Below are 25,731 nucleotides of genomic sequence, written 5' to 3' on the forward strand. Positions count from 1 at the left end.
CCTTCCTCATGCCTGAACGACGAAAAGGAACCGATCCTCTATGCCTATTAACAGCGAGAACCTTCGTTATCTCTATACTTATGCCTGCCACGAATCCGAGGCCGAGCTCTGCTCCCTGGAGCTTCGCTGTCTCTTCCCGGGACTGACTCTGCCGCCGGATCACGATGCCTTCATCCACAGCCGCCGGCTCGATCCCAGCCGCAGCCCCTTCCTGAAGCAGCGCCTCAGGATCGAGATCGACGCCGCTTCGCCGGAGGAGCTGCTGGAGCGGGCGGCCGGCCTGTCCGCCGGCGAGCGCACTTTCCGCGTGCGCTACGCCAAGACGGGAGCGCCGGGCCAGCCAGACAATGAAGGCCGACTTGCTCTTGAGAGGCAGCTCGGCATGGCCATTCATGGAGAGCCTGACCTGCGCCGGCCGGAGACCGTGTTCGGCGCCGCGCTGCTGGACGGCCGCTGGCTGTGCGGCGAGATGGCTTCCGCCGAGCCGGTCTGGCTGCGGCAGAACGCCAAGCCGCGGCAGTATTCCACGGCGCTGCCCGCCAGGGCGGCGCGGGCCGCCGTCAACATCGCGGTGCCGGAAATCCCCGGCATACGCGCGCTCGACCCCTGCTGCGGCATCGGCACCGTGCTGCTGGAAGCTCTCTCGATGGACATCGACATCCGGGGCGCTGACCTCAATCCGCTCGCAGCGGTCGGGGCACGCGAGAATCTGCGGCATTTCGGCTATCCCGAAGAGCTGGTGCGGATTGCGGACATGCGCAGCCTGGAAGGGCGTTACGACGCCGCCCTGCTCGACATGCCCTATAATCTCTGCTCCGTGTCGCCGCCGGAGGAGCAGCTGGAGATGCTTGCCTCCCTGCGCCGGCTGGCGGGACGTGCCGTCATCCTGACGACCGAGCCGATCGAGCCGCTCATCCGGGAAGCCGGCTTCTCCATCCGCGAGACATGCCGCCTGACCAAAGGCAGCTTCGTCCGTTTTCTGCATCTTTGCGATTGATCGCCGAGAAATTCATGACATCCATACTGTCAGGATGAAGGCGGTATACTGGGGCCGAACTCCATTTGCGAGGAGGACTCCTGTATGCCGTCTCATTTTGCGCTCGAAAAAGCCCGTTCCTTTCTGCTCCTGAACGCCCGTCTGATCGACCGCCTCCGCTTCCGCTTCCACTGGGAGGAAGGCTCCGCCGAAGCCGTCCTGCAGGCGCTGAAAGCCTATCAAAACCCGGATGGAGGCTTCGGCCATGCGCTTGAGCCTGACATTCGCTGCCCGCATAGCCAGCCCGTGCCGCTGGAGGTCGCCTTGGATGTAATCGCCGCGACCGGTCTGAGGGACAAGCAGCTGGAGGACGGCATCGTCCGATGGCTGAAGGCCGCTTCACTGCCCCAGGGAGGCTGGCCGATCATTCGCGGCGACGCGGCCGGCTGGCCGCTCTCCCCCTGGTGGGAAGGGCTGGACACCTCTGTCCCCTCTATCAACCCGACCGGCACGCTGCTCGGGATCCTCTACCGCAGCGGCTGGACAGAGCTTGCCGGACAAGACTGGTTCCAGGCAGCCGAACGGTCGGCGTGGAGGATGCTGGAGAGGGATCCGGATCGCGAGCCGCAAGGCTACCACGAAGCCGTCCACTGGATCGCCTTCCTGAACGCGGCTCCCGACCGGGAACGCGCCGAGCCGCTGCTGCGCCGGCTGGATGCCTGGCTGCGGAAGCCGGGCGTCATCGGCTTGGACTTCCATGCGGAAGGCTACGTCCACAAAGTGCTGGACTGGGCGCCGGAGCCGAACGCTTACGCGAGGAAATTCATCGAGGATGTTGCCGTGGAGGAGCATCTGGATGCGATGGAGAGAGAGCAGGAGGAGGACGGCGGCTGGCCGATGTCCTTCCCTGCCTTGAGTCCGGCGGCGGAGATGGAGTGGCGCGGCATCGTCACACTCCAGCGCCTGCTTACGCTGCGGGCATACGGCAGGCTGTGAGATGGCCTTCTAAGCTCGGGCGGCGTTGAATAAGCTGGGGAAGACATTCACCTTACACGAAGGGGGAATTCCATGTCTTCCCACATTCAGCCGTCCCGGGCGGAGATTCGCGCGGAGGCCCGCTCCGCCCTGTCCGGCAGATGGGCCCGGGCGATCGCGGTCAGCGCCATTCCGGTGGTGGTCAGCTTCATCCTGCAGGAGTTCGGCAGGTTCGGAGGGCTGCTCGAGCTGCTTGTCGCCGGTCCGCTCGCGCTCGGCTCGGCCCTCTTTTACCTTGCGCTCGCGCGCAGGCGGGAAATCGCCGTCGGAATGATCTTTGACGGCTTCCGCTACTACGGCAAAGCGCTCGGGCTCTATCTCCTGATGGCGTTGTTCGTGTTTCTGTGGACGCTGCTTCTGGTCATACCCGGTATTATCGCGGCATACCGCTACTCCCAGGCCTATTATATTCTGGCCGACAATCCGGAGACGGGAGTGCTCGAGGCTCTGGACCGCAGCAAGCAGCTGATGACCGGCCATAAATGGCGGCTTTTCGTGCTCCAGCTCAGCTTCCTCGGCTGGGCCATCCTGGCCGTGATTCCGTTCGGGCTCGGCCTGCTGTGGCTGATGCCTTACGTCTCGGCGTCCGCTGCGGTTTTTTACAGGCATCTGATCGAGGAGCCTCTTGTACCCGCCACTTTTTGATCTGTCCTTGCCATCGTCGTCTTGAGCCGCCATCCCCGGCATGAGGATTGAACCGGCGTGAACGGCAAGCAAACCTGACAATCCTCGTCCCACCTGCCCGCAAGAACATTGAAGAAGCATGCGCACAATTTCATGAAATTTGTCTTGACATTTCCGGTTCTCAGCCTTAAATTTAGAACATACGATCGTACGACATGTGTAGGAACATGCGGAAGCACCGCAGCCTGCGGCTCTCCTAGAGAGCTGCTTGCTGCGGTGCTTTTTCGCGTTCTATTATGCGTGCGGAATTAGGAGGAGATTGGATTGTCGACGACCATTTTTCCGTCTTTACGCGCTTCGGACTGGCGGCGCGCAGGCTCGGTAGCGGCTGCCCTCGTTGTTGCACTCATGCTGCTTGCGGCCCCGTCCCCGGCCGCTGCCGCTTCTCTCGCCGTCAGCCCTTCAGCCAAGAGCGCCTTCGAGCGGACGGCCGCCGCCGCAGCAGCTCCTGCGGCAGCCAGATTGAACGCCCATTATGGCGCTTACGTCTCGCTCACCGCCCAGTTGGAGGACCGAAGCCTTCGTGCCGCCGAGCTCCATCTTCGCAACAGCCGGGACGCTGCCGCCATCCGCAAGTCGATTCCTTCGATTGACACCGATCTCATCGCCAAGCAGGAGGCCGCCGTGCAGAAGGCGAGGTCCGCCTACGAGCCTTTGTACGCGGCTTATACGGCCATGAACCATCAAGCTAGCGCAGCTTCCAAGTACGGCAGCAAGGAATTGGCCAAGCTCGTCCGCATGCAGGCAGATACGATGAAGGCCGCCGTTCAGCTGGCCCGGCAGCAGATCCGGATCCAGGAGGATCGGCTGAAAGCTCTCCGTGCAGAGCGAACCCGCAAGATGAACGCAGCACGCAAGGCATTGGGAGGAATGGACGAGTTCTCTCTCTCGATCCGATCCCGCCAATCCGCTGCCAAAGTTCCCGAATCCGCCGCAGCGGCCGCTCTCAAGGATTTTGGAGCCGCCGCACGCAAGAACGATGCCGCGGCCGTGGAGAACTCGCTGGCGATGATGAACGGTTATGCCAAGCAGCTGCTCGCCCACAAGCAGGCTATCGTCGATCTGGAGCTTAGAGGCGCATCCGTCGCTGCCGACGTGAAGAAACAGCTTGCGGCCCAAGGCATCCAGGTTCAGGCCTGATCGCCGAGGAGCACTGGAATGCGTGTGTTCCTGCCCTTATGAAGATCAGAGCCGTACCGGAAATGCCCCGCAATTCTTGCTCGATGGCCTTAAGGTTTTACGGGTAGATTCCCTATGTTTGCCCGGTGTCGGAAGCCTCGTCCCGAACAACAGCCTGCCCCTGGAGCCTGCTTCGGTTGAGTCCGGCCAGGCAGGCCGTCAGCAGGTAGAAGGAACCCGTCATGGCATAGACAGCCGAGATGCCCCATCGGTCCGCCATCCAGGACAGAAGAACGACCGACAGGCCGAGCAGGGAGTATACCAGCGTATTTTCGGCGCTCATCACTTTGGGGAGCTGCTCGGGAGGGCAGGCGCTCTGGAAGACGGTTCTGCGCGTCACCTCGCGGAGCTGCTGAGGCGGCCCCATGAGGATGACCAGCAGCAGCGCGACCCATGGCGTTTCCGTGGCGGCATAGCCAAGCGTCATCAGGCCCATCAGACCCGCTCCGGCCATGATGGACAGAGCCGGCCGCCGCATCAGGCGTTTGGTGAAGGCAACGATGAGCAGGCCGCCGATGATGCAGCCGGCAAAATAACCTCCGTTGATGATTCCATACCATTCGGTCCCCCTGCCCAGCTGCTCGGTCGCATAGACGAGCATGAGCGCGCCGATCCAGGCCGCCCCGACCGTGCCTTCGATGGTATCCATCACAATGAGCAGCCGCAGGGTCTTGTTGCGCCAAATGTTTTGCCAGCCTTCCTTGACCGACGCCCAGGCACCGATCTTTTGGCCGCCGCTCCGGACTCCGCTGTCGCCGAGCTCCGGCAGGCCGGCAGCCGCCTCCAAGCCGGCTTCCCCTGCCGGGTCAGGTTTCTTTTGGCCAAGCGAAGCCGTTGAAGAAGCGGCCGGCTCCTTGAGCTGCAAGGTCAGCACAAGCGCCCCGGCATACATGGCAAGGGTCAAGCCCATGACAGTGCCTCCTCCCAGCCAGGTGACAAGGATGCCGCCCACTGCCCATCCGAGCAGCATGACGGTCTGGTCGGTTGTGGACATCAGCCCGTTGGCTTTCATCAGCTCGTTTTTGCCTGCATACATGGGAATGAGCGAATTGCGGACAGGCGTCGTAATGCCATCCGTGAACGACAGCAGGGCAATGAGGAGGAGAGCAATCGGAATTCCGCTGACGCTCATATTCGCCGCCACCAGAGCGAGTACGGCGAACAAGGCGACCTGCATCAGCTGGGACAGCTTGATCAGCGACGTAAGCCGGAACCGGTCCATGATGAGCGGTGCCATGATTCCGCAAGTGAGCTGGCCGGCAACCCGGCAGAGCGCCACGAATGCGGAGAACAGCGCCGAGCCGGTCAGCTTGTAGACCATTGTAATGACCGACAGCAGATACAGCGCATCAGCAAGATTGGAGAGGCTTTGTCCGGCCCACAGCAGCCGGAATAGTTTGGGATGGGTCATCTTCCTGCCTCTCTTTCTCGTTGATGGAGGATGATCGATTTAAAAAATCCTCTACTTTTGAAATAAATAACTTTATAAAGTCATCATATCTGTACCCTCCATGTAATGTCAACGATTTCCGGCGAAAGCCTCTGCGTCCACGTATTCGAACTCGCATTACGCTTGCCGACGATCATGATCCGTTGGACCCGATAAGCATAACGGTCTAGCGCACCAGTCCATAAGAAAAAAGCGGCCGTCCGGGATAGCGATCCCTGAACGGCCGCTTTGCAGCTGCCTCGATAGATTTACTTTATCCGTATCTTTCTGCTCCGTATCTGCTCCGTTTCTTTCTGCATTATGCTCGGCCTACAGCCCAAGCCTTTGTTCCAGCTCCCTCTGCTGGGCCCGATGATGACGGAAGTGCATGCCGGACAGCTCGAACCACTCCCGGGCGTTCAGCCAGCCGAATCCGCCATGTCTGACTTTGCTGTCCGGATGGATCCGATTCAGCTTTTTCTCCCATTCCTGCATCCGTTCCAGTACATGCTCCAGCCTGCGTGCCAGCTCCTCCTTGCTGTCCGAGTTGCAAGGCGAGTTGGCCGGCCCGTCAGGCAGCTTGATTTTCACCGGCGGGAAGCTACCGAGCGCAAACAGCCGCTCGCCCGCCTCCGTCTTCACTGCCTGCTCCTTCTCGCCTCCGGAAGCGCATTTCTCCACTTGATCCAAATAATCAAGGGCCGCAGCGATCATATGATCGTACATCTGGCCGAGCGACCAGACCTCTTCCGAGAATTTGAACCGGAGCTGCTCCGCCGTGTATTTCTGCAAATCATGGATGTAAGACTTGATCAGATCCGAATAAGTCATGGACTTATGGCGCTCCTTTCAAGACCGTCTTTATCCCGAAGCTATCGGGAAGCTTCTCCTCAAAAAGCTCTTCCCGCATGGGAGCCGGCAGTTCTGCTGCTTTTCAGTGATGTGCCGATAGCGATGTGTGGACCGTCAAAGGCTGCCGGACCGAGCTCCGGTTCAGGAATCCAGCCACACCTTGCCCGTCTCGGAGCTGTCGCAGCCCGTAATGGCGCCCAGTTCCCTTCGGAAAGCTTCCGATTGAAGAATATCCATCAGCTTGCCGATCCACGGAGCGTTTTCCGGCTTTTTGACCACAACCAGATCATAGCGCTCGCGGATCAGCGGGATGAACTCCACGTTCCCGACCATCGACGCCGCCTTCTCCATCCCGACTCCCGCGTCCGCATCGCCGGAGGCCACCTTGGCCGCCACTCCAAGATGGCTGTTCTGTACTCTTCCATCCTGCTTAAGGCTATGCGGAGGAATGCCGAGCAGGCGCAGCTGCTCATCGACGAGCACTCGGGCTCCCGAACCACGCTCCCTGCTGACGAAACGGATTCCCGGCCTGGCCAGGTCGGCCCATCCGGAAACGCCCAGCGGATTGCCCGGCTGTACGTACAGGCCCGCTCGGCGAACGAGCAGGTTCACCACAAGCAGCGGGAACCCGGCAAGAATGCGGGTGATATACGGGAGATTGTACTCACCCGTATCCCCATCCCATAGATGCGTGCTCACGATATCCGCTTCTCCCCTGTACATTTGGATCAGACTGTCCAGACTGCCGGCATGGGAGCGCAGAGGCCTGGATCCGGTCGCCTTCTCCATGAAGGAAGCCAGCAGATCGAGACTGATGTCCTGTCCGGTAATGACGAGCTGATGCTGCGGAGTTCCCGCATGCGAAATTCTTCCCGCATGAGCAGAAGCCAGGTCTTGCCCATAGAGAATTCCATCGCCGCTTATCCCTGCGGGAAGCCCCCCGAACCTAGCGGCCGGCTCGGGCCGGCGGTCCCGCGAGCCCCCTCTCCCCGTACCGTCCGCTCCCGCCCCGTCATTCATTGCTTCCATGCCGCTCTCTGCCGCATCCTTAAGTGCCGAGACAGCCGTCTGGCTCTTGGATTTCGCCTTGTAGGCCTCCAGATCGGAAGCGTCCACACGCATCTGCTTCCCTACCCGGTAAGCGGGAAGCCGGCCTTTCTTGACAAGGTCGTAGACAGTAAGCTTCGAGATGCGAAGCAGCTGGGCCACTTCCTCGACCGTATAGGATGGTTCCTGATTCATGGTTTGATCTCCTCTTTTGTCCCGCTATCGCTCTATGCCGTTTATTATAGCGGATGATGCCGGTTTAGGGATTTACAGCTTCGCTGCATCTATATATAATCATTCTAATTATAACTAGACCATACAAAACCATACTTGGAGTGAGAGAGAATGCTGAAATCAAAAAGGATAAAAACTTTCCTGATTCTTCTAGCCGGCCTCATGCTGCTGGTTGCCTCCGCTTGCGGCAGCAAGCAAGCCAATACCCAGCCGGACGGCAGCGGCGGCGCCTCCGCATCTCCGCCGGCCTCCTCCGCCCCGACCATCGAGCTGACGGTGTCCGCGGCGGCCAGCCTGACCGGAGCACTGGAAGAGATCAAGACCGCTTTTGAAGCCGCCCATCCAAGCATTTCCCTCCAATTCAACTTCGGCGCTTCCGGCACCCTGCAGAAGCAAATCGAACAAGGAGCTCCCGCAGATCTGTTCCTGTCCGCCTCGTCCAAAAACATGAAGGCTCTCGTCGATCAAGGTCTCGTCGCCGGAGAGGATTCCCGCGATCTTCTCGGCAATTCGCTTGTCGTCATCGTGCCCAAAGACGCGAACCCAAGCATCTCCTCCCTCGATGCGCTTGCCGGTCAGGCATTCAGCAAGATCGCCATCGGCATTCCGGAGAGCGTCCCGGCCGGACAATACGCCCAGGAAGCACTGGCCAAGGCCGGCCAGTGGGACGCCTTGAAGGACAAGCTTGTTCAGGCCAAGGATGTAAAAGCCGTCCTGCAGGCGGTGGAAACCGGCAACGCGGATGCAGGCTTCGTCTACCGGACCGATGCGCTGTCTTCCGTCAAAGCAGCCGTCGCCTACGAAGTGGATCCCGCATCCTACCCGTCCATCCGTTATCCCGCCGCCATCGTCAAGGCCACCCCGCACCGGCCCGAGGCGGAGCAGTTCTACTCGTATCTGCAATCCGAAGAAGCTATGGCCGTGTTCAAGAACTACGGCTTCACGGATCCGAAATAATGCCGGCGTCGATAGACTGGCAGCTGTTCTGGCCACCGGTCATCCTCTCCCTGAAAGTAGCTCTGCTGGCGAGCGTTGTCGCGCTCGCTGCCGGCACGGCTGCCGCAAGGCTCATGAGCAGATCCGGGTTCAGGGGGAAGCTGCTGCTTGAAACCGCGTTCCTGCTCCCCCTCGTGCTTCCCCCGACAGTCGTCGGTTTCGTGCTCCTCGTTGCGCTCGGCCGCCGCAGCTTCCTAGGCAAGGCGATCGAAGCGGTATTCTCCGCTCCGCTCGTCTTTACGCCATGGGCAGCGGTCGTCGCGGCCGTCGTGGTCTCCTTCCCGCTGGTGTACCAGACGATGAAGGCCGGCTTCGCCGGCATCGAGCCGGAGCTGGAGCAGGCTGCCCGGTCCGCCGGCGCAAGCGAGGCTCAGGTGCTTATCCATGTCGCGCTTCCGCTGGCTGCCCGGTCCCTGCTCAGCGCTCTCCTGCTTGGATTCGCACGCAGCCTCGGCGAGTTCGGCGCCACGCTCATGATCGCAGGCAACATTCCCGGCGTTACGCAGACCGTGCCGACGGCGATCTACGTAGCGGTTGACGCCGGCCGCACTGCGATGGCCTGGGCATGGACCGCCGCCATCATCCTGATTTCCTTCCTGCTGCTGCTCTTCACCGGCAGCAAGCCGGTCAAGCGTTAGGCAAGCCGTCTGGACGCAAAATACGGAAAGCAAGACGATAGACTTATCCAAACACAAAAAGGCCGGGCAACGTCATTTGATGACGGTGCCCGGCCTTTTTTTCCTTGCTTCCATAACGTTTATGACTGCTATTATTGCTGCCGTTCGTTATTTGCCGGCCAATTGAGCCAGCTCGGCTTGCTTTTGCTTGTATACTTCCTGCCATTCTTCCTGGTAGCGGCGGTAGAAGGCCGGATAGCGGAAGCGAAGCTGCAGGATGCCGTGCATCAGCTTCTCGGGCTCGGCATCGATGCGGGACAGCACTTCTTCCGGAAGGCTCGCGCGAAGGCTGACGGCCGCCTCCTCGTTGAATTCGGCATAATACCACTCCATATTGCGGATGGCGATGCCGGGATGGATGCCTGCATCCTTGCGCATTTTTTCCAGCTCTTTGCTCAGTCCGTGCATCTCCTGCATCTGCTTGCGCAGCTCGCGAACCTCTTCGTTATGGCTGTCCATGCCGTAGGCCAGCTCGGCGTAGATTTCCGCTTCGCGGAAGCGTCCCGCCTGCATGTAAGCCTGGCACTCCAAGAGAAGCACGACGCGGGCGCGGAGCTGCTCGTTCTCGTCGGTCAGCGACTTGAGGTAACGGCGGACGCGAAGCTGGATCTTGGCCCACACATCCCATTTCTTGAGGTCGATGACACGGTTGACGGCCGATACGACCAGCGGAAGATGGACAACCGATTCCTGGCCTTCTTCCGGCAACGCCTGCTCGATGATGCTCCACGATTCTTCCGGGCGTCCCAATCTCACGTAGACGGCCGAGAGCAGCGGAACGAAGTCGGCCTCGCGTCCGGGAAGCTTCGCGATCAGAGCTTCCAGCTTCTCGGCAGCGCGGCCGTCATGGCCGAGTGCGCTCAGCTGGCTCGCCACCATGCCCTGGAAGTCGCCTGCCTGCTCCGGATTCGCAGCCATCTGGAGCAGCACTTCTTCCTGCTCCTTGACGCGGTCCCATTGCTGCTGCGCGATAATCGTGTATACAAGGGCTCCCTGAAGAGGAGCCATCTCCGGTTTGCGTTCCTTCATGGAGGACAGGAACCCTTCCGCCGCCGCATGCTCGCCGGCTTCCAGCGCCTGCCGCGCTTCGCCAAGCATGCCGAGCAGCGCTTCCGCCTCTTCTCCCGGAAGGCCGTTCTCTACTTCACGATCCAGTTCGCCGGAAATTGCAGCCAACAGATTGGCGATTCCAGGCTCTAATGTCCCTGCTTGTGTTTGCGGGGAAGTTTGATTTTCCATGTAAAGGTTCCTTCCTCTCTGCTTCCCGTAAGCAGCCTCGCTGAACGGGGTAAGGGGCTGCCCCATAGGGATAAGGGCAGATTCCCTAGTATTATACCATAGCCGGACCGAGATGCGGATACTGGTAGAATCAACTAGGACTCTGCTATTTGACGCCTTTTGCATGCTTTTGGTTGCACGGCAAGCCCAACAGCCCCGGCCATGAAGGCAGAGGCTGGTTCAGAACGATAGACAGCTCCCAGTCTCCCAGCCGCACACCTCAGCGAACAAGTTCGCCGCCAGCAGCCGCCGGCTCTTAGGCGCGGACGTCGGCGTAGTCCTTGCGGCGCTTGAACTGCGCAGCTGCATAGGAGCATGCGGGCTCGATCTTGACGCCGGCTTTCCTGGCGTCGTCGACGACAGCCTGAAGGAGACTTCCAGCCAGCTGCTGCCCGCGGAATTCCGGATCCACGAATGTATGGTTGACGATCCATATTCCGTCTGACGGAATATACGTAATTTCTCCAGCAATCGAGCCTTCATGACGAATGACATAGCCGTTGCCTTCCTTGACCGGCTGATCCTGCGGCATGAACGCCGCCCCCTTCCCGGATTACCGTAGAATGCCTTGCCCGTTCATTTTTACCCGGAATCGGCCGGACTAAGCATCCGCGCGGTAATTCGCCGGACCCGATCGGCGGAATTTTTCTTTGATCGCGCTGCGCGGCATGGCCGGGGAAGCCTGCTTCCCGGGATTTTTCAACGCCTTGATATAATCGCTGATGCTGACGCCGTAGTTCTCCTTGAACAAGCGCATCAGATGCCGCGGGCTGATTCTCGACATTTCGGCCAGCTTCTTCACGGTCAGCTCCTGCTCGTAATGCTGCTCGATATAGGTGCGGACGACTTCCAGCGCCGCATCCAGCTCTTGGTCCGTTCCCGACTGGGCTTCCTTGAAGAGACGATGCAGCAGGTCAACGAACACCGATTGCCCGCGGAATCTCTCCAGCATGTCCAGACTGCCCCAGCAGGCGCAGATGGACTTGCACAGGGAGGTCAGCGCGACGGCGGGATACGCCGCCACCTCCTCTACACGGGGAAAGGGGTCCTGCACGGCCTCCGTTGCTCCTCTGTCTGCCGCGGAATCCTTCATGACCGAGAACCGGAAGATGAACATCTCCATCCGATGCGCCGAATCCGCCGTTGCCCGGAGCGGCTCGCCCGGAAAGCTGATGTACACCGATCCCGCGCGCAGCGGAATGCTCCGTTCCCCCGCTACAAGCCTGCCGGCTCCCGCCGTCAGGGCGATCAGCCGGAAGTCTCCCTCCCACTCCGGCTTCAGCCGGCCGTTATCCACTTCGATGCCGCATGGAGCGGCATCCCGCAGCTTGAACCACAAATCGTCCAGTGTATGAGGCACCGGCGCATCCAGTCTATGTCTCTCCACTCCGCTCATGAGCCTCCACCGTCCTTTCCTGCCATTCCGTAGTCGCCGGGCAGTCCAGCGCTCATCTCCGCCGGGCGACGGCCCGGGAAGACGATGCCGATTGTTCCCATCATAATTGATAATGATTCTCAATGTCAATTGGAGAAAAGCCCCGGCACGGGGATCTTTTCCAGCGTCTTCCTGCAAGAGAAATGCGCCTTGTTTTCCTATACGATCCGCAGCCGGGGAAAGATTGCAGGTTGCGAAAAGCTTCACGCAGCTGTCACAGTTGGGAGCGCTTCACCCGCGCGAGCCGCCCTTATTCTTCTTGGGCAGGAAGCCATTTCCTCCGGCTTCAGACTCCGGGAGGTTAGACGGCCAAAGTCCGGACGGCTTCGTAGCGGCGGGCGCTGAAGCGGGCGTCGAGCTCGCGCACGAGACCGAGCCGCTTGAAGACGCGCAGATAGCTGTAGACCATCGTCGCTCCCAGCATGCGGTGGCTGCCGGACAGAATATCCACGAGCTCCTCCACCGAGACACTGGCATCCGAGCTATATATGCATTGCAAGAGATCGTACCTGGCGGCCGTCAGTGCGATTCCCTTCCTCTCCAGCAGACGCAGCGCTTCTTGAAATCCAGGCGGCCTGACGGCTGGATCTTCAAGCACAGAGACAGGCAGACGTTTCATCCTCAGGTCAACTCCTTAAATATAATCAATACTAATTTGTAATTATTATAATATAAGTGAGAATGATTTTCAACCTCTTGCCGCAAACAACTATGGCAGCGGGCCAGCCGTCATCCTGGTCGCGGGAGCGTTCAGCCACCGGAAATTCCCGCCTTGATCCGTGCACTTCCTCCGGCAATTTCCGTTTCAGGTAATCCGGAAGTTAATCGTAGCTATACGTCATTTAATCCCGGTTCATTTTCGGAACTCGGCCAAGAAGTTCCCATTCGGCCTGAGTCAATTGAGCGCCGTCGATGCTTGCCTGAGCTGCTCTTTTTTGCCTTTGGCAACGCTCGCCACGACTCGTATGCCGATGCGAACGGCTCGCAAGCATCAGGTGGGCAGCAGCCGTTTTCCCAAGTCCCCCCGTATCGTTCACATTCAGTCCATAATCCTTCGGTAAAGTAGCCTCATTCCAATATTGAAGCGAGGTTGATTTCTATGTCCCTGCAGCCATCCGCGGCCTCCGCCGCCCGTCCCGCTGCCGGAGCGGCGACAAGCAGCCGCATCGTGCTCGCGGGAATACTGATCGGGCTGATCTTCTCCGAGCTCGACGAAACAATTGTCACGACCGCCATGCCTACCATCATCCGGGACCTGCACGGCATGTCCCTGTACGGCTGGGTCGCCGGCATCTACGCGCTCGCGCTGACCGCCTTCATGCCGATTCTCGGCAAGATGGCCGATCTGTTCGGCCGCAAGAAGATTTATCTCGCCTGCATGGCTCTGTTCATCATCGGCTCGATCGTCAGCGGAGCATCCGGCTCCATGCTGATGCTGCTGGTCGGCAGGGGCATCCAGGGCATCGGCGCCGGCGGCCTCATGCCGATCGCCATGCTGATCATGACGGATATGTATCCCGTAGAGAAGCGTGCCAAATTAATGGCCCTCGTCGGGCCGATCATGTTCATCCCGCAGCTGGCGGGTCCGCTGCTCGGCGGCGTCATTGTGGATGCCATCAGCTGGCATTGGGTATTCTTTATCAATATACCGGTCGGCGTCGTCGCGGCGATTCTGATCGGCAAAGGACTGCGGGAATCCAGGGGCGAAGGCAAGCCGGCCATCGACTGGGCGGGAGCCGCGCTTATCCTGGGCGCCATCGTCTCGCTCCTGCTGACTCCCGAGCTCGTCAACATGGGCTCATACACGTGGCATTCGCCGCTGATCGTCGGCCTGCTCGCCGCAGGCGCCGTCCTGCTCGCCGCCTTTGTCTGGGTGGAATCGCGCGCCAAGGAGCCGGTCATTCCGCTGCATCTGTTCCGCAACCGTACGATCGTCGCGCTGGGGGCTTTGATTTTCCTGACGATGCTCGGCATTCAAGGCTCCCTGGCTTCCTTTCCGTTCTACGCCCAGCATGTCATCGGCTTGTCGCCTACCGTATCCGGCTATATGACGCTCCCAGTCATGGCCGGCGGCATCGGAACCAGCATCGCCGTCGGCTGGGTCATCACCCGTCTTCCCTACAAGGATTTGATCGTGGCCTCTCTGGCGCTGCCGATCGCGGCGTTCGCGATGCTCTCGACGATCCATGCGGGCACCTCCATCGTCTTTATTCTGGCCGCGTTCCTGCTGCTGGGAGCCGGCTTCGGCGTGCTGTTCGGCTCCGACAACCTGATCGTCCAGGAATCCGTCGACAAGCGGGACGCGGGCAGCGCCATCGCAACGGTGCAGCTGTTCCAGTCGTTCGGCGTAACGATCGGCTTCAGCCTCTTCGGCAGCCTGCTGTCCGGAAGGATCGAATCGGGCATCGCAGGCATCGCGGACCGGCTGCCCGCAGGCTCCGAGACAGCCGTCGCATCGGGCGCCATGCCTGACGGCCTGTCCCAGACTCTCGTCCATGCCGTCGAGTCCGTTTACTGCAACGCCTTCGCCTTCATCTTTACGCTGGCCGGCATCATCGCCGCAATCGCCTTCGCCGCGAGCTGGCTGCTGAAGCGGGAGACGCTGTCCTCTTCTCCAGAGCCGTCCGGCGAGGAGCAGGCCGCTTGATTTTGGGGTGTCCCAAACGCTAAACTAGCTGTTATAACGAAATGGTTTAGTTCTAAACAATAAGCAGGGAGAGGATCCGAAGGATCGCAGCCCTCGAGAGGAGAGTCGAAATGAAACTGACCGACCGCATCTCGGCGCTGGTCATTCCCATGCGGGAAGGCCAGCCCGAGAGCGCCATTCACCCCGTTCTGCTCCAGGACGAGGACGGCGCGACATTGATCGATACCGGCATGATGGGGCAATACGACCTGCTGGTCCGCGCCATCGAAGCCGAGGGGCTGAGCGTATCCGACGTCAAGCGGATCATCGTCACCCATCAGGACATCGACCACATCGGCTCGCTGCATAATCTTCAGGTGTGCACTCCGCATCTGGAGGTGTACGCGCATGCCGATGAGCGGCCTTATATCGAGGGCGAGCTTCCTCTTATCAAGCTCAGCCGCGAGCGGTTGTCCAAGGCGATGCCGCCTGAGCAGCTCGAAGCTCTGCTCGCGAACCCGCCTCGCGGCCATGTCAACCGCCTCGTCGTCGACGGCGAGAGGCTCCCTTTGCAGGGAGGGATTCAGATTATCCACACGCCGGGCCATACGCCGGGACATATTTCCCTCTTCATGGAAAAGGAGGGGCTGCTCATCGCCGCCGACGCCCTGCGAGTCGTAAACGGGGAGCTGGTCGGACCGAGCGAGCCCGTCACGCCGGATATGCCACAGGCGCTCCGCTCCTTGCTCAAGCTCGCGGAGCTGCCCGTCCAGCGCGTCCTTTGTTATCACGGCGGCTTGTATGAGAAAGAAGGAATTTCTGCACGAATCGCGGAAATAGCGGCGGAAGGGCTGCGCGACTGAATGCCAAAAGGGGTGGCTGCAGCGCTTCATGCGCTGCGGCCGCCCCTTTTGCTTCTGCGGGCTTTTCGGAGATGCTTCTTCGGGTTCTGCTTCCTCCGAGTTGGCATCTTCCGTTATGCTTCTGGCATGCATCGATGCCGGCTTGCTTATTCCGGCATGCTGCCGCTGCAAAACCATGAGCCGCCGCTTCTTATTACTGGCTGTAGCTTTCCCCCTTGGGCTTGGCTATCGTTCCCGGTGCCGGAAGTCCCGACCATGGCTTCACCATGGCGTTGTAATCCATGACCGCCTTCTCGATAGCGGCGCGAATCGTATCCGCTGAAGCCGTTATGCCGGTTCCCGCGCATTGTTCCTGGGCGTAGCCGATCGCAAGCGACAGCTTGCGCGGACCGTTGCCGTCCGCAAACGCCGCTTCGGCCAGAGCCGCCGCCTCGGATGCGATGCGATGCAGCGTTTCCCGCTGTTGATCGTTGCGTCTGGCGGTCAAGTATCGGAGCGCCCTGACGCTGAGGATGGGAATCAGCGCAGCCGCCGTCAGCGACAGCAAGACGGCTGCCAGATCGGCCATGAAGCCGGCCCAGTGCTGCCATGCATCTGACAATTTCATCATCGTTCTCCTTTGCTGATGGAAGATTCCAGGACGCCCTCCGTCCTTTCATTGCCGCCTTGCGCAAGCAAGGGCCTCATCATCCCCTCCCTTTCCTTGTCCAATATCGCCTGGAGCCTGTCCCGCTCCTCCTCGGCGCGGTCCAGCCTTTCCCTCGGCACAAGAGCTCCCGTTACGATAAGCTTCACCAAATGGAATACCGTCCCAAGCAGAATAAGCAGCAAAACGACGGAAAGGCCGTATTTATCCGCGACTCGGGCCGTCTGCTCCAACAACTCCAGCTGTCCCGTTTCCAAGTGAGTCCGCCTCCCTCAAAAGGCTGGATGGAATTCTGTATTAACTACTCTCCCTCCTCCCGTTTCCCTTCTTTCTCTCCGAATGTCAGGCGGCATCTCCTCCTTTCCCGATAAAGATAAGCTGTTTAGATAATTAATTTATCCAATTCGGCAAAGGATCGTCCTCTTCCTTTTATAGCGACTTTACAGGAACATGTGTTCGTGTTTTAATTATAGACAGCCATTCGCATTCCCGTCAAGATTTGGAATTTCAGAAAGGAGGCTCCCTCCGATGTCGTTCGCAAGCGTTCTGCTCCGGCTGCGCGAGGAGAAAGGCTGGACCCAATATGAGATCGCCGCCCGCCTCGGCATCAAGCGGGCCCGTTACAACGCCTGGGAGAACGGACTCGCGAAGCCCCGGCTGGACATGCTGATCAAGCTGGCCGGCTTTTTCGAGGTCACCCCCGGCTTCCTGCTGGAGCAGGATGCCATGGCTCCGATGCCTTCCTGGGCGACGGCGAGAGACCGCCGCGACATCAAGAAATTCATCCAGATGCCCGAGGTCCTTTATTTTGACGGCCATGAATTCTCGGCAGAGGACCGGCAGAAGATGCTGGAGCTCATGGAATCGATCGCCTGGGAGGCCAAACGGCTGAACAAGGAGGCGCGGAGGAAATCCGGCCCAGGAGGCGCCGGCCCGGACAGTCCAGACTAAGCTCGAGAAAGGGGCCCCGCGCATGATGAACATCAGACAGCGGACGCGCAATCTGTTCCGCACATACGGCGTGACCTGCCCTTTCCGGCTGTCCGAAGAAATGGGGATCTCCGTTCTGCGGCATCCGCTACCATCCGGAATGAAAGGCTTTTGCCAGCATGCGTTCAGACGCCGGTTCATCGTGCTGTCCGATCGTCTGGAGGAAGCCGAGGCCGTATTCGTCTGCGCCCATGAACTCGGCCATATGCTCCTTCACAAGGGCTTCAGCCATTCCTTCATCACGCTCCGCACCCGCTTCGTCCTGTCCCGATACGAGCGGGAAGCCAACGAGTTCGCCGTCAAGCTGCTTACCTGCGGGGAACGTCCGGAGGAGGGAGAGCAGCTCCAATCGTTTTTGCGGCGCTGCGGCATTCCTCCAGGCATGGACAAGCATTTCTGGTAGCGGCGGCTTTAATGCCAAGGAGGAGCAAGACGGCCCATTGGGCAAAGCGGACATGTCCGCTCTCTTGCTTCCCTGCTCTCTTGCTCCCTTGCTCCCTTGCTCTATTGCTCCCTTGCTCTCCTGCTCTCCTCCCTTTCAAGCTACGCATCAGAGGGTCAGTAAGCGAACAAAAAAACGCCTCTCGCCGCGCAAAGGCCCGTCCCTCTTGGACGCCCTTCACGCCCGCTAGAGGCGTTTCGTTCAATCGTTTCATTCCTAACGAGCGGCTGCTCCGCCCGCTCTTCCCGTGTCCGCAATCCGGTAGACGCAGCGGCGCCCGCCGGAGAGCATGTGCTCTGTGCGCTCGACCTCGACCCCTTCGCCGAGCACGCTGCCGATCATGCCCGTCTCATAGCGGCACAGGCTGACGCAGGCCGCGGCGGCGTCGCAGATGGGACAGTGCTTCTCCGTGAACGTATACGTTCCGTCCGCCTGCCGTTCGTATTCGGCCATGTAGCCCTCGGCCGTGCGGGCTTCGGCCAGACGCCGCAGCTTCTCCTCAAGCGCGGGCTCCGTTCCGTCCTCGCCGGGCGGCAAGGTGTAGACAGCGATCTGCTTGCCGTTGCGGACGGAAAGCAGCTTCTCCAGCCCCTCCTCGCCGAATGTTTCGCGGACGGAATCCATAAGTCCGATGGTCAGCTCCGCGTATCCCGCCGGGAAGAGCCGGTTGGCTTCCGCCGTCAGGCTCCACAGCTTGGCCGGGCGCCCCATCGCGCGGGGCTCCTCCTCGAACGTGATCAACGCCTCATTCTGCAATCCGTACAGATGCTGGCGCACGGCCATGCCGGAGACGCCAAGCATGCCTGCCAGCGTGCCGGCGTCCAGAGGCCCGTGCTGCTTGAGCAGGTTGACGATCGTTCTGCGGGTGCGGGTGGCGCTCGCGCCTTCCTGCTTGTTGTCGGACGGTGACATCTGCATCTCCCCCATTTGCCGGTCTTCTTGCCGTGCGTCCAGCGTAGTACTTATATACTAAAGAAATACGTTGACAAAGTCAAAGAAAAGCCGTTACGATGCTCCATAGCTGACATCATACGTTAAGGAGGGATGCCTGTGTCCCCCGTTAGAACGAATCGGAAAATCGTGACGGCAGGCTTGCTGCTCGGCCTGTTCATCGGCGCGCTCGACGCCACCGTCGTCAGCACCGCGACCAAGAGCATCTCGGCCGACCTGCAGGGCCTGTCGCTGCTGAGCTGGATTTTCTCCATCTACACGCTCACTACATGCGTCTCCACGCCCATCTTCGGCAAACTCGCCGACCTGTTCGGCCGCAGGAGCATCTTCGCCATCGGGCTGCTGCTCTTCGTGCTCGGCTCTGTCCTGTGCGGAGCGGCCGGCAGCATGGAGCAGCTCATCGTATTCCGAGCCATTCAAGGGATTGGAGCAGGCGCCCTGTCTCCTGTCGCCTTCACGATCGCCGGAGACCTGTATCCGGGCGAGGAACGAGGCAAGATCCAGGGCGTTTTCGCCTCCGTGTGGTCGGTAGCCGCTCTTCTGGGGCCGCTTGTAGGCGGCTATTTCGTGGACCAGATCAGCTGGCGCTGGATCTTCTTCATTAATGTTCCGATCGGCATCGTCTCGTTCGCGCTCGTATTCGGGTTCCTGAAGGAAACCGTGAGCCGAAGCGGCAAAAAGATCGATTACGCCGGCGCCGCCGCCTTCACGGTCAGCATCTCGGCCCTGCTCTTCGCCCTGCTCACGGGCGGAGAGACGTATGCCTGGGATTCTCCGCTCATTATCGGCATGTTCGCGGCTGCCGCCGTCTTCCTGATCGTCTTCATCCAGGTGGAGAAAAAAGCCGCCGAGCCGATGCTGCCGCTGGCGCTGCTGGCCGACCGCAGACGCTCCATCCCTTACACCATGGGCTTCTTCATGTTCAGCGTCTCGTCGGGCCTGACGATCTACGCGCCGCTCTGGATTCAGATGCTGCTCGGCAAGTCCGCCACCTTCTCCGGCCTGGCCCTCATGCCGATGTCGATCGCCTGGCCGCTCGCCTCCAATTTGTCGGGCCGCTATCTGCATCGCCTCGGCCCCCGTCCGTTCATCACGGGAGGCGTCATCCTGATCGCCGCCGGATCGATGCTGCTGCTCGCCCTGCAGCCGTCATCGCCGCTCGCCTATCTCATCTTCATCCTGTGCGTCATGGGCTTCGGCATGGGCTGCGTGAACACGCCGATTCTGGTCACGGTCCAAAACTCGGTCGGCTGGGAATCGAGAGGTGTCGCCACCTCGACCAATGCGCTCATGAACGCGCTCGGCCAGACGATCAGCGTTGCGATTTTCGGCCTCGTATTCAACCGATTCTACCGGGAAGGCGGTACCGCTCTTCAGCTGGAGAACGGCCTGCACATGATCTTCATCCTGCTGCTCGGCTTCGCCGCCGTCAACCTGCTGATGCTGTTCCTGCTTCCTTACGGACGCAAGAACGGCCGGCGGATGGCTGCGGAAGGCTGAACATTACGTCAGGCTACAGGACGGCATTTGCGTCCGGCTTGCCCTAAAACCACCCCCTGGCGAAGCTTCCTGCTAATCTGCGCACGGCGTCCGCCACCCTGTAAAGGGAGCTGCCGCAGTGCCTGTCTTGAAGGGAGGCCGATCATGAAACTTCGCGACTGGGATTCCAACCTGAAGCTGCGGCTCGGAGGCGAGTTCGTCCTGAACATCGTTTTCTGGACGTTCTTCCCGTTCCTCTCCATCGTATTCGCCCGCGCCTTCGGCAAAGGCACGGCAGGCCTGCTGATGGTGCTGTCGCAGTCTCTCGCCGTCGCAGCCAACCTGCTCGGAGGCTATTTCACCGACCGCTACGGCCGCAAGCGGATGATGGTCATCGCCGCCTCCGGCCAGGCGATCGGCTACGGCATTTTCGCGGCCGCTTCCTCATCCTGGCTGCCGGTCCCGGCTCTGGCCTTCACCGGCTTCACGATTGCCAGCACCGCTTCTTCGTTCTATTATCCGGCCAGCCAGGCGATGGTCGCGGACGTCGTACCCGAGAAGCATCGCTCGGAAGTATTCGCCGTCTTTTATACCTTTGTCAACATCGCCGTCGTCATCGGACCGCTGCTCGGCTCCGTGCTGTACGTCGGCCATCCAGCCGCCATGCCCGCAGCCGCGAGCGCCGTCTGCGTCACGATGGCCGTCCTCCTGTCGGCCAAGCTGCGCGAGACCAATCCGGCCCAGACATCCTCTCCCGAAGGAGGCACGGCTGCCTCCTCCTGGAAAGAAGCGATGCGGTCTCAGCTGCGGAATTACCGCATCATCGGCTCCGATCGGGTATTCCTGCTGTTCATCGCAGCCGGAATTCTGCTGTCGCAGACCTTCATGCAGCTGGACCTGCTGCTTCCGGTATATCTGGAAGAGACCGTCCATTCCGCAAGCGTATGGAGCAGCTGGGATCTGAAGCTGACCGGCGAGCGGCTGTTCGGCCTGCTCGTCTCGGAGAACGGGCTGCTCGTCGCGCTCTTCACCGTCGCCGTCGCGCGCTGGTCCTCGCTGCTGAAGGATCGCTGGATCTTCATCGGCGGCGCCCTCTGCTACGCCGCCTCCATGGCGCTGTTCAGCCAGGCGGGCGCCGTCTGGAGCCTTGCCGGCGTCATGGTCGTCTTCACGCTGGCCGAGCTCATGTGCGCAGGGCCGCAGCAGATGTTCGTGACGAGGCTTGCGCCGGAGCGGATGAGAGGCCAGTATTTCGCCGCCTCCAGCCTCCGCTTCACAATCGGGCGTACGCTGGCTCCGCTGTCCATTCCTCTGTGCGGCTTGATCGGCTTCAATTGGACGTTCGCGCTGCTGGCGCTGCTGGCCGTCGCGGCGGCCGTCCTGTACAAGATCATGTTTGATTGGTACGACGGCGCCGCTCCTTCCCCCGATGTCCAAGCCAGCGGCAAAACGATCCTCCCGTAGAGGCTACATTCGCCGGTAGAAGGCGCTGCGGTCCGCTCGGATAGACTAGACGTCCCTCCACTTGAAGACGGCAAACCAAAAACGGCCACCATGTGAATGGGAGACCGTTTTTTTTTCGTTTCATGGACAAGCATCCGAAACCATCAGGAATGGCGGGCAAAAATCTGCGCCAAATGATGATCCAGATGGTCGACATAATCATCTGCAAGCCAAGCCAGCGTGACGTTTCCATTCGGGCCTCCGGAGCACACCTTGTCCAGCTCCTCCTCCGACAGCCCTGCCATGACAACGGAAACCTGCCGGTTGAGCGAGGTCCATAGGCTCAGGATATCCTCGACGGGCTGATGATGGTAGTCCATGATGGATACCCACTTGTCCTGCTCATACTTCAGGATGGCATGCGGCTGAGGCTCGTATTGCGCCCGGACGAAACGCTGAAGATTCGTAAGCGCCGAATCGCATAAATGGCCCAGAATCTCCTTTCCAGACCATTTCCCCTCCTCCGGCCTGCGATCGAACCAATGAGGCGGAAGGCTGCGGATTTGGGCGGGCACCTCCCGAATTCTTTCCTCCAGCCGCTCCCTTGCACGGCACATAAGCATCCCTCCGGTTTTTCACCCATTCTACCACGCGTCCTGCGTTCCGGCATCTGCACCTGCCCTCCCTCTGTGTCGATGCTCCCTCCTCCCCCGGCAGCTACCCGCCCGATGCCGCCCGTTCCGCATTTACCCGTCCATGCGCCCAGTACATGCCGGTTCCCTCTATGGGATCGGCGGAAGCCAGCAGGCGTTCCCGGATAGCCGAGGCGTCGAGCCCTTGTCCAGCGAGCAGAGCGGCAACGCCAGACACATGCGGAGCGGCCATGGACGTTCCGCTCAGATACGTATAACGTCCGTACCTGTAAGTCGATACGATCTTTTCTCCCGGAGCGGCCACATCCACCCAGGCGCCGTAGTTGGAAAAAGCCGAATGGACGTCCTCCGCGCCTACGGATCCGACGGAGATGACCTCGTCGTAAGCTGCGGGATAAAGCTTCGCCGGGCTGCCGTCATTGCCGGCCGCCGCCACGATGACCGCGCCTTTGGATGCCGCATAGCGGATCGCATCGCGCAGAACCGCTGATCGGCCCGCTCCGCCGAGGCTGAGATTGATCACCTTCGCGCCTTGATCGGCCGCATAACGGACTCCGGCAGCGATCGTCGCGATCGCCCCCGATCCGTTGCGGTCCAGAACGCGAACCGGCAGCACGAGAGCGTCCGGAGCGATGCCGGCGATGCCGATTCCATTGCCGGTAGCTGCGGCCGCGATGCCGGCTACGTGGGTACCGTGGCCGTTCTGATCTTCCGGCGGCTGTCCGGGCTGCACGAAGTCTTGTCCAGCCAGCAGCTTGGCCGACAAGTCAGGGTGGCTGCCATCCACTCCCGTATCCACGACGGCAAGGATAACGGAAGCTTCGCCGGCAGCCTTGTCCCATGCCTGCTCCGCATGAATCAGCTTCGGACCGTACTGGAGCGGATAAAAGGCATCGTTCGGAGCCAGGCAGCTCCGATAGATATAGTTCGGCTCCGCGTACTCCACCTCCGGATGCTCGTGGTAGGCGTCGCGCAGCAGACGCGCGCTGCGGGAGGCTCGTCCGCCTTTGACATGATGCAGCTTCCCGTTTCCGCGCTCCGCGATGACCTTGCCGCCGCATTGCTCGTGAATCCGGCAGCGGGCCTCCTGCGCCACTCCGTCATGAAACTTCACGAGCAGTTCGCCGGGCACGTGCTCCGGCATGCTCCTCTCTAGTCTCCACCCTCGCCAAGCCGCGCCCGACCATGCGGCGGCAGCCAAAACCGCCGCGCCGGCGGCAGGCAGCCATGTCATGACATCCATTCCGATCACGCCTCCTTCGACCTTGCAGCCTCGACTGCCCTACTACTCTATGGATGCCGGGGAGGCATGGCATGGATGGATGCCTTTGAATCTATTAAATATGCGGATGCCCGCCGCTAGCTGCCCGCCAGCAAGTCCGAGCCGTCAAAAGAGGAAAGGAGTCCTTTCGCTTTTCCCCTTTACGCGCAAACAAAAACCCTCCTGTACCGGAGTGCCCGGCAGGAGGGCTGAAAACCTGCTTATGCTTTCTCTATCTCTATGCTCAATTCCGGCAAAGGCGAGGCAGCCAGCTGCAGACGCGGCGGCCGCCTTCATTTCCGGATCAAGGCGCCGAGAATCGCCAATGCATGCCATGTTTTCTTGACCGGCCGCCGCCGTGCCGCTCCCGGGCCTTTTTCAATGTCTTCCCACATTCGGAGCGGGTTCTCCCCCCTCATCTCCGACTGCTTCAGCTCCGCCATTTTTTCCATGAAGTATTCCTCCATCATCCATCATTCCTCCTTGGCTTCCCTGCTTTTATTATGCTCTGTGCAAAAAGGGTTAAAAAGCGTATAATCACCTCAATACTTTTCCCCTTTTAAACATCCGCACTGCATAGGAGGCCAACCTCAATGTATGCTCAGGAACGCTACTTGACCCTGCTTGGCCGATTTTCGGGCGATACGGACACGGCCCTGCCGGTCGAAGCGACGCTCGAGAATATTGCCGCGGCGCTGTTCTGCACTCCGCGCAACGCCAAGCATATTCTGCGCAGGCTGGAGGATGAGGGGCTTATCCGCTGGCTGCCCGGCCGCGGGCGCGGACACCGCTCGCAGATCGCATTTCTGGCCGACAAGCGCGAATACCTGCTCGAACTGCTGAGAAGCCTTGCAGGCAAAGGCGATTACAAGCAGGCCTTCGAGCTTTTGGAAGGATACGGCAACGAGGTCGAAAAGGCCGAATTCATGGCCTGGCTGGACGGCAGCTTCGGATACCGCAAGGAACAGGGAGAGGGAGGAGCCTATGCGGCGGATACGCTGCGCTTTCCAGTCGTCTCGTCCTTCTCGACCTTCGATCCGGCTCAAATCAACTATGCCCTCGACGGTCATTTGGCTCGCCAGATCTACGACCGCCTCCTGCAGTTCGACGATCTCGAGCAGGTCATGCTGCCAGGAGCGGCGCATCATTGGACTTCCAGCGACGACGCCAGGGAGTGGACCTTCTTTCTCAAGAAAGGCATCCGGTTCCATCACGGTCCGGAGATGACCTCCGCCGACGTGAAATTCACCTTCGACCGGCTTCGGGCCTCTGTGGACAACGGCTGGCTGATGAGGGGGGTGGACGAAATCGAGACGATCGGACCGCGCGTCGTCCGCTTTCGCCTCCGCAGGCCGAACCATATCTTCAGCCGTTTCGTCTGCGCCGCGGCCGCTTCCCTGCTGCCTGCCGGCTTCGGAGGCCGCAGCGAGCAGGACTTCTGGAAACTGCCGTCCGGCAGCGGCCCTTTCCGGATGATCCATGCCAGCGACAGCTGCGTGGAGCTCGCTGCCCATCCGTCCTATCACCAAGGCCGGCCTTACCTCGACGGCGTGGACATCGTCATCATGCCCAAGGATTTTCGGCCCCGGATCGAAGGCACGCCGGAGATCTTCCGGCCGCGGGACGGATTGGGAAAGAGCTGGGCGGGCGAACATGCCTCCGCCACAGCCGACTGGCTCGCGCTGCAAAAGCTGTGCCGCGGCTGCACCCTCCTGTCCTGGAATCTCCAGCGCTCAGGCCCGCAGCAGTCCGAAGCCTTCCGCAGGGCGGTAAAAATGATTTTGGATCCCGTCCAGATGGTCGCGGATCTGGGGGGAGACCGCGCGCTGCCGGCTTACAGCTTTCTTCCCGATGTCAGCATGGCACGCACGCCCGAGCCGCCGCGCACCGAACGCATCCGTGCGGCTTTGCGGGATTCGGAGTATGCCGGAGCTCCTCTGCGGCTGACTGCCAACCCCAAATACGCTGAAGATGTCCAATGGATCCAGAAGCGCCTCCAGGAATGGGGCATCGCGCTCGACACGCGGCTCAGCCCGACTGCTTCCTGCCGGAATCTAGGAACGCCGGAGACCGATGTGACGGTTTTCGGCCTTGTCCTTGCCGATGACGAGGTCGATGAAATCGAAGCTTACGAGCATGGTGGCTGCGTCATGTCGAACTACTTCGACGAAGAGAGAAGGTTCTGGATCCGCGAGCGGGTCGATGCCGCCCTGGCCGAATCTCTTCCGGAGAGGCGCAGCCAGATCATGCGGCAGATCGAGGAGCAGCTGCGCGACGAGGCCTCGCTGATCTTCCTTCATCATCAGCAGCTCCAGACCTACCTTCATCCCAGCGTTCAGGGCGCGAGGCTGAATACGCTCGGCTGGATCGACTTCAAGGAAGTATGGCTGGAGAGCTGCCTGGACGTCGGCGGCACCAGGGAAGCCGGGAAGCTTGTGTCCGGCTCCTTGAGCTGAATTGGACACGAAAAACTGCTAGCAAAAGACCCGTTCGCCATCAACGAACGGGTCTTTGTTATGGGCCTCTTGTTTAAGGGAAGAAGAAGTCATTCCGTC

General features: G+C 60.5%; 26 protein-coding genes. 13 read left to right on the forward strand and 13 right to left on the reverse strand.

Annotation, left to right across the window (positions count from 1 at the left end; translation table 11 throughout):
• Positions 1–40 precede the first annotated feature (40 nt).
• The 4 genes from PHU01S_RS18585 (at position 41) to PHU01S_RS18600 (ending at position 3,835) form a co-directional block, all read left to right on the forward strand.
• A complete protein-coding gene (locus tag PHU01S_RS18585) occupies positions 41–997 on the forward strand; it encodes a TRM11 family SAM-dependent methyltransferase (protein WP_127509109.1) in 957 nt (318 codons plus the stop codon).
• An 84-nt stretch (positions 998–1,081) separates the two neighbouring features.
• The gene (locus PHU01S_RS18590) at positions 1,082–1,972 is read left to right on the forward strand and encodes a hypothetical protein (RefSeq protein ID WP_127509112.1); all 891 of its coding nucleotides are present in this window, start codon (positions 1,082–1,084) and stop codon (positions 1,970–1,972) included.
• Between the two features lie 72 nt (positions 1,973–2,044).
• A complete protein-coding gene (locus tag PHU01S_RS18595) occupies positions 2,045–2,656 on the forward strand; it encodes a DUF975 family protein (protein WP_048744658.1) in 612 nt (203 codons plus the stop codon).
• Positions 2,657–2,959: 303 nt separating this feature from the next.
• The gene (locus PHU01S_RS18600; protein WP_127509115.1) at positions 2,960–3,835 is read left to right on the forward strand and encodes a hypothetical protein; all 876 of its coding nucleotides are present in this window, start codon (positions 2,960–2,962) and stop codon (positions 3,833–3,835) included.
• Between the two features lie 112 nt (positions 3,836–3,947).
• Here the strand turns inward: PHU01S_RS18600 and PHU01S_RS18605 are convergent, their stop codons facing one another.
• From PHU01S_RS18605 to PHU01S_RS18615, 3 genes are all read right to left on the reverse strand, one after another.
• Positions 3,948–5,285 carry an MFS transporter gene (locus PHU01S_RS18605; protein ID WP_127509118.1) on the reverse strand — a complete coding sequence of 446 codons (1,338 nt, stop codon included), beginning with the start codon at positions 5,283–5,285 and terminating at the stop codon, positions 3,948–3,950.
• A 348-nt stretch (positions 5,286–5,633) separates the two neighbouring features.
• Entirely contained in the window at positions 5,634–6,134 is a 501-nt protein-coding gene (locus PHU01S_RS18610) for a DinB family protein (protein WP_021879872.1), read from the reverse strand.
• 162 nt (positions 6,135–6,296) lie between these two features.
• Positions 6,297–7,397 (reverse strand): helix-turn-helix transcriptional regulator, encoded by a 1,101-nt coding sequence (locus tag PHU01S_RS18615; protein ID WP_127509121.1) that lies wholly within the window; start codon positions 7,395–7,397, stop codon positions 6,297–6,299.
• 150 nt (positions 7,398–7,547) lie between these two features.
• On the opposite strand from PHU01S_RS18615, the gene modA reads away from it, so the two are divergent.
• Together modA and modB are read left to right on the forward strand one after the other, a co-directional pair.
• On the forward strand, positions 7,548–8,393 hold the full coding sequence (gene modA / locus PHU01S_RS18620) for a molybdate ABC transporter substrate-binding protein (protein ID WP_049868777.1): 846 nt from the start codon (positions 7,548–7,550) through the stop codon (positions 8,391–8,393).
• Positions 8,393–9,070 carry a molybdate ABC transporter permease subunit gene (gene modB / locus PHU01S_RS18625; protein ID WP_021879869.1) on the forward strand — a complete coding sequence of 226 codons (678 nt, stop codon included), beginning with the start codon at positions 8,393–8,395 and terminating at the stop codon, positions 9,068–9,070. The genes modA and modB overlap by 1 nt, the downstream gene beginning before the upstream one ends.
• A 147-nt stretch (positions 9,071–9,217) precedes the next feature.
• Here the strand turns inward: modB and PHU01S_RS18630 are convergent, their stop codons facing one another.
• The 4 genes from PHU01S_RS18630 to PHU01S_RS18645 all read right to left on the reverse strand — a co-directional run bounded on the left by PHU01S_RS18630 (position 9,218) and on the right by PHU01S_RS18645 (position 12,441).
• Positions 9,218–10,348, reverse strand: coding sequence for a tetratricopeptide repeat protein (locus PHU01S_RS18630; protein ID WP_157060351.1), 1,131 nt, complete (start codon positions 10,346–10,348; stop codon positions 9,218–9,220).
• 295 nt (positions 10,349–10,643) lie between these two features.
• Positions 10,644–10,919, reverse strand: a complete 276-nt coding sequence (locus tag PHU01S_RS18635; RefSeq protein WP_021879867.1) for a GNAT family N-acetyltransferase — start codon at positions 10,917–10,919, stop codon at positions 10,644–10,646.
• Between the two features lie 69 nt (positions 10,920–10,988).
• Positions 10,989–11,774, reverse strand: coding sequence for an AraC family transcriptional regulator (locus tag PHU01S_RS18640; protein ID WP_164763110.1), 786 nt, complete (start codon positions 11,772–11,774; stop codon positions 10,989–10,991).
• A 349-nt stretch (positions 11,775–12,123) separates the two neighbouring features.
• Positions 12,124–12,441 (reverse strand): transcriptional repressor, encoded by a 318-nt coding sequence (locus PHU01S_RS18645; protein WP_048748625.1) that lies wholly within the window; start codon positions 12,439–12,441, stop codon positions 12,124–12,126.
• Positions 12,442–12,921: 480 nt separating this feature from the next.
• On the opposite strand from PHU01S_RS18645, the gene PHU01S_RS18650 reads away from it, so the two are divergent.
• Positions 12,922–14,469, forward strand: a complete 1,548-nt coding sequence (locus tag PHU01S_RS18650) for an MDR family MFS transporter (RefSeq protein WP_127509127.1) — start codon at positions 12,922–12,924, stop codon at positions 14,467–14,469.
• 110 nt (positions 14,470–14,579) lie between these two features.
• Positions 14,580–15,311 (forward strand): MBL fold metallo-hydrolase, encoded by a 732-nt coding sequence (locus tag PHU01S_RS18655; protein WP_127509130.1) that lies wholly within the window; start codon positions 14,580–14,582, stop codon positions 15,309–15,311.
• A 193-nt stretch (positions 15,312–15,504) separates the two neighbouring features.
• Here PHU01S_RS18655 and PHU01S_RS18660 read toward each other — a convergent pair whose 3' ends face one another.
• Positions 15,505–15,921 carry a phage holin, LLH family gene (locus PHU01S_RS18660; RefSeq protein WP_021879863.1) on the reverse strand — a complete coding sequence of 139 codons (417 nt, stop codon included), beginning with the start codon at positions 15,919–15,921 and terminating at the stop codon, positions 15,505–15,507.
• Positions 15,918–16,214: a hypothetical protein gene (locus PHU01S_RS18665; protein ID WP_021879862.1), complete on the reverse strand. Its 297-nt coding sequence runs from the start codon at positions 16,212–16,214 to the stop codon at positions 15,918–15,920. The genes PHU01S_RS18660 and PHU01S_RS18665 overlap by 4 nt, the downstream gene beginning before the upstream one ends.
• A 271-nt stretch (positions 16,215–16,485) precedes the next feature.
• Between PHU01S_RS18665 and PHU01S_RS18670 the strand changes: the two genes are divergently transcribed.
• Both PHU01S_RS18670 and PHU01S_RS18675 read left to right on the forward strand, forming a co-directional pair.
• Positions 16,486–16,908 (forward strand): helix-turn-helix domain-containing protein, encoded by a 423-nt coding sequence (locus PHU01S_RS18670; RefSeq protein WP_049868773.1) that lies wholly within the window; start codon positions 16,486–16,488, stop codon positions 16,906–16,908.
• Between the two features lie 22 nt (positions 16,909–16,930).
• On the forward strand, positions 16,931–17,350 hold the full coding sequence (locus PHU01S_RS18675) for an ImmA/IrrE family metallo-endopeptidase (RefSeq protein ID WP_021879860.1): 420 nt from the start codon (positions 16,931–16,933) through the stop codon (positions 17,348–17,350).
• 255 nt (positions 17,351–17,605) lie between these two features.
• On the opposite strand, the gene PHU01S_RS18680 is transcribed toward PHU01S_RS18675, so the two are convergent.
• Complete coding sequence (locus PHU01S_RS18680) at positions 17,606–18,301, reverse strand: helix-turn-helix transcriptional regulator (RefSeq protein WP_048748629.1); 696 nt, start codon at positions 18,299–18,301, stop codon at positions 17,606–17,608.
• 138 nt (positions 18,302–18,439) lie between these two features.
• On the opposite strand from PHU01S_RS18680, the gene PHU01S_RS18685 reads away from it, so the two are divergent.
• Together PHU01S_RS18685 and PHU01S_RS18690 are read left to right on the forward strand one after the other, a co-directional pair.
• Positions 18,440–19,840, forward strand: coding sequence for an MDR family MFS transporter (locus tag PHU01S_RS18685; protein WP_232316995.1), 1,401 nt, complete (start codon positions 18,440–18,442; stop codon positions 19,838–19,840).
• Positions 19,841–19,984: 144 nt separating this feature from the next.
• Positions 19,985–21,283 (forward strand): MDR family MFS transporter, encoded by a 1,299-nt coding sequence (locus PHU01S_RS18690; RefSeq protein ID WP_049868771.1) that lies wholly within the window; start codon positions 19,985–19,987, stop codon positions 21,281–21,283.
• A gap of 143 nt (positions 21,284–21,426) precedes the next feature.
• Here PHU01S_RS18690 and PHU01S_RS18695 read toward each other — a convergent pair whose 3' ends face one another.
• The 3 genes from PHU01S_RS18695 to PHU01S_RS25875 all read right to left on the reverse strand — a co-directional run bounded on the left by PHU01S_RS18695 (position 21,427) and on the right by PHU01S_RS25875 (position 23,646).
• Positions 21,427–21,879, reverse strand: a complete 453-nt coding sequence (locus PHU01S_RS18695; protein ID WP_049868770.1) for a DinB family protein — start codon at positions 21,877–21,879, stop codon at positions 21,427–21,429.
• A gap of 100 nt (positions 21,880–21,979) precedes the next feature.
• The gene (locus tag PHU01S_RS18700) at positions 21,980–23,158 is read right to left on the reverse strand and encodes a S8 family peptidase (protein WP_049868769.1); all 1,179 of its coding nucleotides are present in this window, start codon (positions 23,156–23,158) and stop codon (positions 21,980–21,982) included.
• A 311-nt stretch (positions 23,159–23,469) separates the two neighbouring features.
• A complete protein-coding gene (locus PHU01S_RS25875; RefSeq protein WP_157053994.1) occupies positions 23,470–23,646 on the reverse strand; it encodes a hypothetical protein in 177 nt (58 codons plus the stop codon).
• Between the two features lie 123 nt (positions 23,647–23,769).
• On the opposite strand from PHU01S_RS25875, the gene PHU01S_RS18705 reads away from it, so the two are divergent.
• Positions 23,770–25,632, forward strand: coding sequence for an ABC transporter substrate-binding protein (locus PHU01S_RS18705; protein ID WP_127509133.1), 1,863 nt, complete (start codon positions 23,770–23,772; stop codon positions 25,630–25,632).
• The last annotated feature ends 99 nt before the right edge of the window (positions 25,633–25,731 follow it).

Origin of the sequence: Paenibacillus humicus NBRC 102415, from assembly GCF_004000905.1 — a bacterium.
Classification (GTDB): Bacteria; Bacillota; Bacilli; order Paenibacillales; family Paenibacillaceae; genus Paenibacillus_O; species Paenibacillus_O humicus.